Annotated in this window: 10 protein-coding genes; 9 read left to right on the top strand and 1 reads right to left on the bottom strand. The window is 60.1% G+C overall.

The genetic code is table 11. From position 1 onward, the window contains the following. The first annotated feature begins 2 nt into the window (after positions 1-2). The 9 genes from murD to lpxC all read left to right on the top strand — a co-directional run bounded on the left by murD (position 3) and on the right by lpxC (position 10,530). A complete protein-coding gene (murD, locus tag GQ39_RS20005; RefSeq protein WP_047532964.1) occupies positions 3-1,349 on the top strand; it encodes a UDP-N-acetylmuramoyl-L-alanine--D-glutamate ligase in 1,347 nt (448 codons plus the stop codon). After that, entirely contained in the window at positions 1,346-2,563 is a 1,218-nt protein-coding gene (gene ftsW, locus GQ39_RS20000; protein WP_047532961.1) for a putative lipid II flippase FtsW, read from the top strand. Before murD ends, ftsW begins: the two co-directional genes overlap by 4 nt. Beyond that, the gene (murG, locus tag GQ39_RS19995) at positions 2,553-3,623 is read left to right on the top strand and encodes an undecaprenyldiphospho-muramoylpentapeptide beta-N-acetylglucosaminyltransferase (RefSeq protein ID WP_047532958.1); all 1,071 of its coding nucleotides are present in this window, start codon (positions 2,553-2,555) and stop codon (positions 3,621-3,623) included. Before ftsW ends, murG begins: the two co-directional genes overlap by 11 nt. Beyond that, positions 3,616-5,076, top strand: coding sequence for a UDP-N-acetylmuramate--L-alanine ligase (gene murC / locus GQ39_RS19990; RefSeq protein ID WP_047532955.1), 1,461 nt, complete (start codon positions 3,616-3,618; stop codon positions 5,074-5,076). The genes murG and murC overlap by 8 nt, the downstream gene beginning before the upstream one ends. Then, positions 5,073-6,056 (top strand): D-alanine--D-alanine ligase, encoded by a 984-nt coding sequence (locus GQ39_RS19985; RefSeq protein ID WP_047532952.1) that lies wholly within the window; start codon positions 5,073-5,075, stop codon positions 6,054-6,056. The genes murC and GQ39_RS19985 overlap by 4 nt, the downstream gene beginning before the upstream one ends. Before the next feature lie 4 nt (positions 6,057-6,060). Continuing rightward, positions 6,061-6,927, top strand: coding sequence for a cell division protein FtsQ/DivIB (locus tag GQ39_RS19980; protein WP_047532949.1), 867 nt, complete (start codon positions 6,061-6,063; stop codon positions 6,925-6,927). A gap of 15 nt (positions 6,928-6,942) precedes the next feature. Beyond that, positions 6,943-8,202 (top strand): cell division protein FtsA, encoded by a 1,260-nt coding sequence (gene ftsA, locus GQ39_RS19975; RefSeq protein ID WP_047532946.1) that lies wholly within the window; start codon positions 6,943-6,945, stop codon positions 8,200-8,202. A gap of 110 nt (positions 8,203-8,312) precedes the next feature. Further along, positions 8,313-9,506: a cell division protein FtsZ gene (gene ftsZ, locus GQ39_RS19970; protein WP_047532942.1), complete on the top strand. Its 1,194-nt coding sequence runs from the start codon at positions 8,313-8,315 to the stop codon at positions 9,504-9,506. Positions 9,507-9,618: 112 nt separating this feature from the next. Further along, positions 9,619-10,530, top strand: a complete 912-nt coding sequence (lpxC, locus tag GQ39_RS19965) for a UDP-3-O-acyl-N-acetylglucosamine deacetylase (RefSeq protein WP_034149517.1) — start codon at positions 9,619-9,621, stop codon at positions 10,528-10,530. A 93-nt stretch (positions 10,531-10,623) separates the two neighbouring features. On the opposite strand, the gene GQ39_RS19960 is transcribed toward lpxC, so the two are convergent. Continuing rightward, complete coding sequence (locus tag GQ39_RS19960) at positions 10,624-12,120, bottom strand: sensor domain-containing diguanylate cyclase (protein WP_047532936.1); 1,497 nt, start codon at positions 12,118-12,120, stop codon at positions 10,624-10,626. Positions 12,121-12,377: the final 257 nt, after the last annotated feature.

Raw genomic sequence — 12,377 nt, 5'->3', positions numbered from 1 at the left:
GAGTGTCTCTGATCGCTTCTGACCACTTCCGCATCGTTGTCGGCCTCGGCAAGAGCGGCATGTCCCTGGTTCGCTTCCTGGCGAACCGGGGCGTGGCCTTTGCCGTGGCCGATACGCGGGAAAATCCACCGGAATTGGCCACGCTCAAGCGTGACTATCCGCACGTGGAAGTGCGTTGTGGCGAGCTGGACGTGGAATTCCTGTGCCGTGCCGACGAGCTTTACGTGAGCCCCGGCCTGGCGCTGGCGACCCCGGCCCTGCAGGCCGCCGCCGCCCGTGGCGTAAAATTGTCCGGCGACATCGAGCTGTTCGCGCGTAACGCGAAGGCACCGATCGTAGCCATCAGCGGTTCCAACGCGAAAAGCACCGTGACCACCCTGGTCGGCGAGATGGCGGCAGCGGCCGGCAAGCGTGTCGCCGTTGGCGGCAACCTGGGCACACCGGCGCTGGACCTGCTCAGCGATGACATCGAGCTGTACGTGATGGAACTGTCGAGCTTCCAGCTCGAAACCACCGATCAACTCGATGCTGAAGTGGCGACCGTACTCAACATCAGCGAAGACCATATGGACCGCTACAGCGGTCTGCCGGCTTATCACCTGGCCAAGCACCGGATTTTCCGTGGTGCCAGACAGTTCGTGGTCAACCGTCAGGATGCCTTGAGCCGTCCCCTGATGGGCGAGGGGCAGCCGTGCTGGACCTTCGGTTTGAGCAAGCCCGATTTCAAGGGCTTTGGTATCCGCGAGGAAAACGGCGAGAAGTACCTGGCCTTCGAATTCCAGAACCTGATGCCGGTGCGCGAGCTCAAGATTCGGGGCGCCCATAACCAGTCCAACGCCTTGGCGGCCTTGGCGCTGGGACACGCCGTCGGTCTGCCCTTCGATGCCATGCTGTCGAGCCTGCGTACTTTCGCTGGCCTCGAGCACCGCTGCCAATGGGTCCGCGATCTCGATGGCGTAAGTTATTACAACGATTCCAAAGCCACCAACGTCGGCGCTGCACTGGCCGCGATTGAAGGTCTGGGCGCGGACATCGACGGTAAACTCGTGCTGATCGCCGGTGGCGATGGCAAGGGTGCCGAGTTCAAGGACCTGCGTGATCCCGTGGCGGCCAACTGCCGCGCCGTGATCCTGATGGGTCGCGATTCCGACAAGATCGGTGAGGCCATCGGCGATGCCGTGCCGCTGATTCGTGTCGGTTCGCTGATCGAAGCGGTCGAGCATTGCCGTGCTGTCGCCGAACCGGGCGACGCAGTGTTGCTGTCTCCGGCCTGCGCCAGTTTCGACATGTTCAAGAACTACGAAGACCGTGGTCACCAGTTCGTCCGCGCTGTGGAGGAACTGGCATGAGCCTGAGAAACATCATCAAGCCGTACCCGTCGCCGATCATCACCGGACGCGGAATCGACCTCGATTTTCCGATGCTCGCCGGCTGCCTGACATTGCTCGGTCTCGGGTTGATCATGATTGCCTCGGCATCGACCGAAGTGGCGGCGGTGCAGTCGGGCAGCGCTCTGTATTACATGATTCGCCACCTTATCTACGTCGTACTCGGCCTTGGCGCCTGCATCGTCACCATGATGATCCCGATCGCGACCTGGCAACGCCTGGGCTGGCTCATGCTGATCGGCGCATTCGGTTTGCTGGTGATGGTGATCATTCCGGGCATCGGCCGTGAAGTGAACGGTTCGATGCGCTGGATCGGCTTCAGCTTCTTCAACGTTCAGCCTTCCGAGATCGCCAAGGTGTTCGTGGTGATCTACCTCGCCGGTTATCTGGTGCGTCGCCAGAAAGAAGTGCGTGAAAGCTGGATGGGCTTCTTCAAGCCATTCATCGTTCTGTTGCCGATGGCCGGCCTGTTGCTGATGGAGCCGGACTTCGGGGCCACTGTCGTGATGATGGGGGCTGCTGCGGCGATGCTGTTCCTCGGCGGAGTGGGGCTGTTCCGTTTCTCCCTGATGGTCGTGCTGGCCGTCGGCGCGGTGGTGTTGCTGATCCAGATGCAGCCTTATCGAATGGCGCGACTGACCAACTTTGCCGACCCGTGGGCCGACCAGTTCGGTGCCGGTTATCAGTTGTCCCAGGCATTGATCGCCTTCGGTCGCGGCGAATGGCTGGGTGTTGGCCTGGGCAATAGCGTACAGAAACAGTTCTACCTGCCGGAGGCCCACACCGACTTCGTGTTTTCGGTCCTGGCCGAAGAGCTGGGTGCCGTGGGTTCGTTGTGCACGGTGGCGCTGTTCGTGTTCGTCTGTATTCGCGGTATGTACATCGGCTTGTGGGCCGAGAAGGCCAAGCAGTTCTTCGCGGCCTATGTCGCCTACGGTTTGTCGTTCCTGTGGATCGGTCAGTTCCTGATCAATATCGGCGTGAACGTCGGTCTGCTGCCGACCAAAGGCCTGACGCTGCCGTTCCTCAGTTATGGCGGCAGTTCGTTGGTGATCTGCTGTGCCTGTCTCGGCTTGTTGCTGCGCATCGAGTGGGAGAGTCGAACCCACCTGGGCAGCGAGGAGATGGAGTTCCATGAGAGCGACTTCGCCGAGGAGCCGAACCATGGGCGCTAACGTCTTGATCATGGCCGGCGGCACCGGTGGCCACGTGTTCCCGGCGCTGGCCTGTGCGCGTGAGTTTCAGTCTCGCGGTTACACCGTGCACTGGCTCGGTACGCCGCGTGGCATTGAAAACGATCTGGTCCCGGCGGCCGGCATCGAGCTGCATCGGATCAATGCCAGCGGCCTGCGCGGCAAGGGCAAGTTGTCGCTGCTCAAGGCGCCGTTCATGTTGCTCAAGTCGGTCTGGCAGGCACGAGCGATCATTCGCCGGTTGCGGCCGGTCTGTGTCGTCGGTTTTGGCGGCTTTGTGACCGGTCCCGGGGGCGTTGCCGCCAAGTTGGCCGGTGTTCCGGTGATCGTTCACGAGCAGAACGCCGTGGCAGGTACCGCCAATCGGTTGCTGGTGCCGTTGGCCGCCCGGGTCTGTGAAGCCTTCCCCGACACCTTTACCCTGTCGGGCAGCCGTCGGACCACCGGTAACCCGGTGCGCCCCGAGCTGTTCCTCGAAACACCGCGACCAGCCCTGGCCGGTCGCAAGGCGCGTTTGCTGATCCTGGGCGGAAGCCTGGGCGCAGAACCGTTGAACAAGTTGCTGCCTGAAGCCCTGTCGCAAGTCGCCATCGACTTGCGACCGGAAGTGTTCCATCAGGCTGGCAAAAACCACGATGAAGTGACTGCAGAGCGCTATCGCGCGGCTGGCGTCGAGGCGCAAGTGCAGCCCTTTATCAAAGACATGGCCCAAGCCTATGGCTGGGCCGACCTGGTGGTGTGCCGCGCAGGTGCGCTGACCATCAGTGAACTGGCCGCCGCCGGTCTGCCCTCGATGCTGGTGCCTTTGCCCCACGCGATCGACGATCACCAGACCCGCAACGCCGATTATTTGGCCCGTGAAGGTGCAGCCTTCCTGATGCCGCAAAGAACGACTGGCGCAGCGGATCTTGCCGCGCGCCTGACAGAGGTCCTGATGCAACCACAACGACTCAACGATATGGCTACTGCGGCCCGCCGCCTGGCCAAACCCGATGCCACCCGTAACGTGGTCGATACCTGTCTGGAGGTGGCCCATGGTTGAGAATCAGAAAGCCATGCCACAACCGGAAATGCGCCGCATCCGTCGCATCCACTTCGTCGGGATCGGCGGCGTGGGCATGTGCGGGATCGCCGAAGTGTTGTTGAACCTGGGCTATGAAGTGTCCGGTTCCGACCTGAAGGCATCGCCAGTCACTGAGCGTCTGGAATCGTTTGGCGCGCATATTTTCATCGGCCATCGCGCCGAAAACGCGGCCACCGCCGATGTGCTGGTGGTGTCGAGTGCCGTGAACACGTCCAACCCGGAAGTCGCCACCGCGCTGGAGCGCCGCATTCCAGTGGTGCCTCGTGCAGAAATGCTGGCTGAACTGATGCGCTATCGCCACGGCATCGCCGTCGCCGGTACTCACGGCAAAACCACCACCACCAGCCTGATCGCTTCGGTGTTCGCGGCCGGTGGCCTGGACCCGACGTTCGTGATCGGTGGCCGTCTGAATGCCGCGGGCACCAATGCCCAGCTCGGCACCAGCCGTTACCTGATCGCCGAAGCCGACGAGAGCGACGCGAGTTTCCTGCACTTGCAGCCGCTGGTGGCCGTGGTCACCAACATCGACGCCGACCACATGGCGACCTACGACGGTGACTTCAACAAACTGAAGAAAACCTTCGTCGAGTTCCTTCACAACCTGCCGTTCTACGGTTTGGCGGTGGTGTGCCTGGACGATCCGGTGGTGCGTGAAATCCTGCCGCTGGTCAAACGTCCTACCGTCACCTACGGCTTCGGCGATGACTGCGATGTACGCGCTATCAACGTGCGCCAGCAAGGCATGCAGACTTTCTTCACCGTGCTGCGCCCCGATCGCGAGCCGCTGGATGTCTCGGTCAACATGCCGGGCAACCACAACGTGCTGAACGCGCTGGCCACCATCTGCATCGCCACCGACGAAGGTGTCAGCGATGAAGCCATCGTCCAGGGGCTGTCCGGGTTCCAGGGCGTTGGCCGGCGCTTCCAGGTCTACGGCGAACTGCCGGTAGAGGGCGGCAACGTGATGCTGGTGGACGACTACGGTCACCACCCGACCGAAGTCGCGGCGGTCATCAAGGCGGTACGCGGTGGCTGGCCGGAGCGTCGTCTGGTGATGGTTTACCAGCCGCACCGCTACAGCCGCACACGCGACCTGTACGACGATTTCGTCAATGTACTGGCCGACGCCAATGTGCTGCTGCTGATGGAAGTCTATCCGGCGGGCGAAGAGCCAATCCCGGGTGCCGACAGCCGCAAGCTGTGCAACAGCATCCGCCAGCGCGGCCAGCTCGACCCGATCTACATCGATCGCGGCGTGGACCTCGCGCCAATCGTCAAGCCGCTGCTGCGCGCCGGCGACATTCTGTTGTGCCAGGGTGCCGGTGACATCGGTGGCCTTGCACCAAAACTGTTGAAGAGTGAGTTGTTCGCTGGCGCCGTCGCGGCGTCGGTCGAGGGGAAGTTGAAATGACTGCTGCTTACGCCAACCTCGTCTCCACCGTCGAGCCGAAAGATTTCGGCCGGGTCGCCGTGCTGTTCGGTGGCAAGAGTGCCGAGCGCGAAGTGTCCCTGAAGTCGGGCAACGCCGTTCTCGATGCGCTGCAAAGTGCGGGTGTGGACGCGTTCGGTCTCGACGTGGGCGATGACCTTCTGCAGCGACTGATGAGCGAAAAAATCGATCGCGCCTTCATCATCCTCCACGGTCGTGGCGGTGAAGACGGCAGCATGCAAGGCCTGCTCGAATGCCTGGGCATTCCGTACACCGGCAGTGGCATCCTTGCTTCGGCACTGGCCATGGACAAGCTGCGCACCAAGCAGGTCTGGCACAGCCTGGGCATTCCGACGCCACGTCACGCGGTACTGAGCAGCGAGGCCGATTGTATTTCGGCGGCGACGGAACTGGGCTTCCCTTTGATCGTCAAACCGGCCCATGAAGGTTCAAGTATCGGGATGGCCAAAGTGACTTCCACGTCCGAGTTGATCGACGCCTGGAAAGCGGCCAGTACCTACGATTCGCAAGTGTTGGTCGAGCAATGGATTCAAGGTCCCGAGTTCACCATCGCCACCCTGCGTGACCAGGTGTTGCCACCGATTGCCCTGGGCACGACGCACAGTTTCTACGACTACGACGCCAAGTACATCGCCAACGATACCCAGTACCGCATTCCGTGCGGTCTGGACAGCGCCAAGGAAAAGGAACTCATGGACCTCACGGCGAAAGCCTGTGAGGCCCTGGGTATCGCCGGTTGGGGCAGGGCGGACGTGATGCAGGACGCCGAAGGGCAGTTCTGGTTCCTGGAGGTCAACACTGCACCGGGCATGACCGATCACAGTCTGGTTCCGATGGCGGCCCGTGCCGCCGGTCTGGATTTCCAGCAACTGGTTCTGGCCATCCTGGCTGCGAGCGTTGCCGGCAACACGGCTGGCAACCAAGAGTCGACGCGAGGTTAAGACCATGCAAGGCGCACAGCTAAGACATCAGCCACCCGCTCCCGGCCGCAAGCCGGTGCCGCGGGGTGCCAGCCGAATGGTGGCCAAAGAGCCGATGTCCGCGCGCCTGCCGAAAGCCAATTTTGGTTTTCTCAAAGCCTTGTTCTGGCCGGTGCTGCTGGTCGCATTGGGTTTCGGGACTTACGAAGGCGCGCAGCGTTTGTTGCCGTACGCCGACCGGCCGATCACCAAGATCAACGTGCAGGGCGACTTGAGCTACATCAGCCAGCAAGCCGTGCAGCAGCGGATCGCCCCGTACGTGGCGTCGAGCTTCTTCACCATCGACCTGGCGAGCATGCGCACCGAGCTGGAACAAATGCCATGGATTGCCCACGCCGAAGTGCGTCGGGTGTGGCCGGATCAAGTGGTGATCCGCCTGGAAGAGCAACTGCCGGTGGCCCGCTGGGGCGACGAATCGCTGTTGAACAACCAGGGTCAGGCGTTCACTCCGCGCGAGTTGGCGAACTACGAACACTTGCCTCAGCTGTTTGGTCCACAACGGGCTCAACAGCAAGTGATGCAGCAATACCAGGTGTTGAGCCAGATGCTCAGGCCGCTGGGTTTTTCGATTGCACGCCTGGAGCTGCGTGAACGTGGCAGCTGGTTCCTGACCACCGGCCCCGGCAGTTCGGGCCCCGGTATCGAACTGTTGCTGGGACGCGGCAACCTGGTGGAAAAGATGCGCCGCTTCATTGCCATCTATGACAAGACGCTCAAAGAACAGATTACGAACATTGCGCGCATCGATCTGCGCTATGCCAACGGCCTCGCTGTTGGCTGGCGGGAACCTGTAGCGCCCACGACAGCCCAACCCGCTGTCGCGAAGAATTAAGAAGAGGCAGGACCCATGGCAAACGTGCAAAGCGGCAAAATGATCGTCGGTCTCGATATCGGCACCTCCAAGGTGGTGGCGCTGGTAGGCGAGGTTGCGGACGACGGCACGCTGGAAATCGTCGGGATCGGTACCCATCCGTCCCGTGGCCTGAAGAAAGGCGTGGTGGTGAACATCGAGTCCACCGTGCAGTCGATCCAGCGCGCGATCGAAGAAGCACAGCTGATGGCGGGCTGCCGCATTCATTCGGCCTTCGTCGGTGTGGCGGGCAATCATATCCGCAGCCTGAACTCCCACGGCATCGTGGCGATTCGTGATCGCGAAGTCAGCTCCGCCGACCTCGAGCGCGTACTCGACGCTGCCCAGGCCGTGGCGATCCCGGCTGACCAGCGTGTGCTGCACACCCTGCCGCAGGATTACGTGATCGACAACCAGGAAGGCGTCCGCGAGCCGTTGGGCATGTCCGGCGTGCGTCTGGAAGCCAAGGTTCATGTGGTCACCTGCGCCGTCAACGCCGCACAGAACATTGAAAAGTGCGTGCGCCGCTGCGGTCTGGAAATCGACGACATCATTCTCGAGCAACTGGCTTCCGCCTATTCGGTACTGACCGACGACGAGAAAGAACTGGGCGTGTGCCTGGTCGACATCGGCGGCGGCACCACCGACATCGCCATTTTTACCGAAGGCGCGATCCGCCATACCGCCGTGATCCCGATTGCGGGCGATCAGGTGACCAACGACATCGCCATGGCGTTGCGCACTCCGACCCAGTACGCCGAAGAAATCAAGATCCGCTACGCCTGCGCCCTGGCCAAACTGGCTGGCGCCGGTGAAACCATCAAGGTGCCAAGCGTTGGCGACCGTCCACCTCGCGAGCTGTCCCGTCAGGCCCTAGCCGAAGTGGTCGAGCCGCGTTACGACGAACTGTTCACGCTGATCCAGGCCGAACTGCGTCGCAGTGGCTACGAAGACCTTATCCCGGCCGGCATCGTGCTGACCGGTGGTACGTCGAAAATGGAAGGCGCCACCGAACTGGCCGAGGAAATCTTCCACATGCCGGTGCGCCTGGGCGTGCCCCATGGCGTGAAAGGCCTGGATGACGTGGTTCGCAACCCGATCTATTCCACCGGCGTTGGCCTGTTGATGTACGGCCTGCAGAAGCAATCCGACGGCATTTCGTTCTCGGGCATTGGCAGTCGCGACAGCTACAGCAACGAAGAACCGAAAGGCGCCTTGCTCGATCGCATCAAGAGCTGGGTCCAGGGCAATTTCTAAAAGCAGCTTCAAGCCACAAGCTTCAAGCGGCAAGAGCAGAGCAAAGTGGTAAAGCGGCAGGCAGCAAAAGCAGTAGGCGAAAAAACTAGAGAACGTAAAGGAGAGGGAAAATGTTCGAACTCGTAGACAACATCCCCGCAAGCCCGGTTATTAAAGTTATCGGTGTTGGCGGTGGCGGCGGCAACGCCGTGAATCACATGGTCAAGAGCAACATTGAAGGCGTTGAGTTCATCTGCGCCAACACTGATGCCCAGGCGCTGAAAAGCATTGGCGCGCGGACCATCCTTCAACTGGGTACCGGCGTGACCAAGGGTCTGGGCGCTGGCGCCAACCCAGAAGTAGGTCGTCAGGCCGCTCTCGAAGATCGTGAGCGCATTGCCGAAGTCCTGCAGGGCACCAACATGGTGTTCATCACCACTGGCATGGGCGGCGGTACCGGTACCGGTGCTGCGCCGATCATTGCTGAAGTGGCCAAGGAAATGGGGATCCTCACCGTTGCGGTGGTGACCCGTCCGTTCCCGTTCGAAGGTCGCAAGCGCATGCAGATCGCCGATGAAGGCATCCGTCTGCTTTCCGAAAGCGTCGACTCGTTGATCACCATTCCCAACGAGAAGCTGCTGACCATCCTCGGTAAAGACGCCAGCCTGCTGTCGGCTTTCGCCAAGGCTGACGATGTACTGGCCGGTGCCGTTCGCGGTATCTCCGACATCATCAAGCGTCCGGGCATGATCAACGTCGACTTCGCCGACGTACGTACCGTAATGAGCGAAATGGGCATGGCGATGATGGGCACTGGCTGCGCCAGCGGTCCGAACCGTGCGCGTGAGGCGACTGAAGCCGCCATTCGCAACCCGTTGCTCGAAGACGTGAACCTGCAAGGTGCACGCGGCATCCTGGTGAACATCACCGCCGGTCCTGACCTGTCCCTGGGTGAGTACTCCGACGTGGGTAGCATCATCGAAGCCTTCGCTTCCGAGCACGCAATGGTCAAGGTCGGTACCGTTATCGATCCGGACATGCGCGACGAGTTGCACGTGACTGTGGTTGCCACTGGTCTGGGCGCAAAAATCGAGAAGCCTGTGAAGGTTATCGACAATACCGTTCACACCTCGATGGCTTCGCAGCCACAACAGCAAGCTCCTGCTCGTCAGGAAGCTCCAGCGGTGAACTACCGTGACCTGGACCGTCCGACCGTCATGCGCAACCAGGCTCAGGCCGGTGCTGCGACTGCCGCGAAGATGAATCCGCAAGATGATCTGGACTACCTGGATATCCCGGCATTCCTGCGTCGTCAGGCCGATTGATGAAATGTATCAGGGCTATGAAGGTGATTGGTGTTCAGCAAAGGCGCGGTCTGCTATCATCGCCAGCCTTTGTTGATACCAGTTCGCAATTTGCGCTGAAGCGGCCCAAGCCATGATTAAACAACGCACACTGAAAAATATTATCCGTGCCACAGGTGTAGGTCTGCACTCCGGGGAGAAGGTCTATCTGACCCTCAAGCCTGCGCCTGTCGACACCGGCATCGTGTTTGTTCGTGCCGACCTGGACCCTGCGGTGCAGATCCCTGCCCGCGCGGAAAACGTTGGTGAAACCACGATGTCGACCACCTTGGTCAACGGTGACACCAAAGTGGATACGGTGGAGCACTTGCTCTCGGCCATGGCTGGCCTGGGCATCGATAACGCCTACGTCGAGCTCTCCGCGTCCGAAGTCCCGATCATGGATGGTAGCGCTGGACCCTTCGTATTTCTGATTCAGTCGGCTGGCCTGGAAGAACAGGACGCCGCCAAGAAGTTCATCCGTATCCTGCGGGAAGTGACAGTGGAAGACGGCGACAAGCGCGCCACTTTCGTCCCTTTCGAAGGCTTCAAGGTGAGCTTCGAGATCGATTTTGATCACCCGGTTTTCCGTGACCGCACACAAAGTGCAAGCGTGGATTTTTCCAGCACTTCGTTCGTAAAAGAAGTCAGCCGCGCCCGTACCTTTGGTTTCATGAGTGACATCGAGTACCTGCGCAAGCACAACCTCGCACTCGGCGGCAGCGTTGAAAACGCTATTGTGGTCGACGCGGATGGTGTACTGAACGAAGACGGCCTTCGCTATGAAGACGAATTCGTGAAGCACAAGATCCTCGATGCAATTGGTGACCTCTACCTGTTGGGCAATAGCCTGATTGGTGAGTTCAAGGGCTTCAAGTCCGGGCATGCATTGAACAACCAGCTTCTGCGCAAGTTGATTGAGCAGACAGATGCTTGGGAAGTCGTGACTTTCGAAGACGCCAGCACTGCACCGATCTCTTACATGCGTCCTGTTGCGGCCGTGTAAGTAAAAAATCTCTCTAGTTTTTTGAAGGCCACCTTTGGGTGGCCTTTTTTTATGCCCACAGGTTTTGCATGGCCTGGAAGAGCAAAGCCACCATCAGTCAGTCGCCACCACCCGGTTGCGCCCACCTTCCTTGGCCTGATACAACGCTTTGTCCGCCGCAAACAACAGCTGCTCCAGCGTCATCTCGCTCGCAGCCGTCCAGGTGCTGATGCCGATGCTCACGGTCATCGTCACCTCTGCGCCCTCGACCTTGGGCATCTGCTCTACCGCCGCACGAATATGCTCGGCAATCTGCCGCGCACCGGCAACGTTAGTGTCGGCGAGGATCACCGAGAACTCTTCGCCACCATAACGCGCCACCAGATCCGCCGGGCGCCGCACGTTCGAAACGACGACCTTGGCCAGCTCGCGCAATGCCTGATCCCCGGCCTGATGCCCATGCCGATCATTGAATGCCTTGAAGTGATCCGCGTCGATCATCATCACCGACAACGGTTCGCCCGAACGTTGGGCGCGGAACCACTCGTGGCGCAGGGTTTGATCGAGCATCCGCCGATTGGCCACGCCGGTCAGGCCATCGGTGGTGGCCAGTTGCGCCAGTTCTTTCTCGGCCTGTCGGCGCAGACGCAGTTCCCGGCAGAGCAACCAGGTCAGCCAGAGCAGGCTGATGCACAGTGCAAGGGTCGCCAGGCTGACCACGATTGCAGTGCGTCTCCATGACGCAAACACCTCATTGCTGGACTGCGCGACGATGACGATCAATGGCAAGTCGCCAACCTTGGAGAATGTGTACAAGCGTTCATCATGGGTGAGGCTTGAGATGCCGGTGAAACTGCCATCGCCTTCTCTGACAATGCGCTGGAAGTTGGGGCGATTACTGAAATCCTTGCCGACCAGTTCGTCCATCAGACGTGGCTCCTGGGCCAGAAGAATCCCGTCCTTGCTGATCAGATTCACCGAACTGTTACGCCCGATGTTCAGGCTGCTGAACAATTGGTCGAAGTAGCTCAGGCGCATTGCCGCTTCAGCGACGCCGAGGAATTCGCCCTGTTCGCCGCTGAGCCGGCGGCTGAAACTGATGCGCCACTCATGCCCGGCATGTCGGGAGCGGAAGGGGCGGCTGATGAACATCCCCAGGTCCGGGTTGTTGACGTGGGATTGAAAGTATTCGCGGTCGGCATAATTGCCATTGCGTGGCTGCACTGATGCGGAGTCCGCGATCACATTTGCCTGCGCATCAAGCAACAGAATGTCGCCCTTGTAGGGCACGGCAGTGGAGCGGTCGAACAAGGCCAAATGACGTATGGTTGGAGAAACCGCCTTGAGGTCGTCGCGGCGGGATGCAGCGATCAGGCCTTGCAATGTCAGATCATAGAGTTCGACGTTGCGCAGTACATCTGCATCGATCAACTGCACGATATTGGAGGCAGCACGCGTGGCGGATTCTTGTGCATTGCCGCGTTCACGGATCAGCAAGAAGGCGACAATGCTCAATATCGCCGTTACCAGCAACAAACTGCTGATCACCAAAAACCACTCAGACTGTATTGACCGGGTCGGTGATTGAGATGGCGTACTGCTCACACTCATGGTTCTGACTTCTGCTAAGGGGCCATTTTGAAGTTTTTCGAGAGTAAGGCAGAGTCTCAGAAACCGGTGACATTCAGAGCGACTATATAAATCCCAGACAAAAAAAAGGCCAGCAAAACGTGCTGGCCTTTTGCTCGTTGACGCTTAAAAGACAATGACGAACATTGAAATTCAAACTCGAACCTTCGATGGCCGGCGCATCGTCCTGTAGGCAATAGTCGCCATCGTTGCAGTGACTGTAATGAATGACGGATTGA

The sequence above is a fragment of the Pseudomonas sp. 11/12A genome (genome assembly GCF_000800055.1).
Lineage (GTDB): Bacteria > Pseudomonadota > Gammaproteobacteria > Pseudomonadales > Pseudomonadaceae > Aquipseudomonas > Aquipseudomonas mohnii.
The sequence above is the reverse complement of the archived record's forward strand: the minus strand, read 5'-3'. Positions and strand labels throughout refer to the sequence as shown.

Bases quoted from the DNA above. Each gene is read 5' to 3' on its own strand.
- ftsW (WP_047532961.1), top strand. From the start codon at position 1,346: ATGAGCCTGAGAAACATCATCAAGCCGTACCCGTCGCCGATCATCACC.
- murG (WP_047532958.1), top strand. From the start codon at position 2,553: ATGGGCGCTAACGTCTTGATCATGGCCGGCGGCACCGGTGGCCACGTG.
- murC (WP_047532955.1), top strand. From the start codon at position 3,616: ATGGTTGAGAATCAGAAAGCCATGCCACAACCGGAAATGCGCCGCATC.
- GQ39_RS19985 (WP_047532952.1), top strand. From the start codon at position 5,073: ATGACTGCTGCTTACGCCAACCTCGTCTCCACCGTCGAGCCGAAAGAT.
- GQ39_RS19980 (WP_047532949.1), top strand. From the start codon at position 6,061: ATGCAAGGCGCACAGCTAAGACATCAGCCACCCGCTCCCGGCCGCAAG.
- ftsA (WP_047532946.1), top strand. From the start codon at position 6,943: ATGGCAAACGTGCAAAGCGGCAAAATGATCGTCGGTCTCGATATCGGC.
- ftsZ (WP_047532942.1), top strand. From the start codon at position 8,313: ATGTTCGAACTCGTAGACAACATCCCCGCAAGCCCGGTTATTAAAGTT.
- lpxC (WP_034149517.1), top strand. From the start codon at position 9,619: ATGATTAAACAACGCACACTGAAAAATATTATCCGTGCCACAGGTGTA.
- GQ39_RS19960 (WP_047532936.1), bottom strand. From the start codon at position 12,120: ATGAGTGTGAGCAGTACGCCATCTCAATCACCGACCCGGTCAATACAG.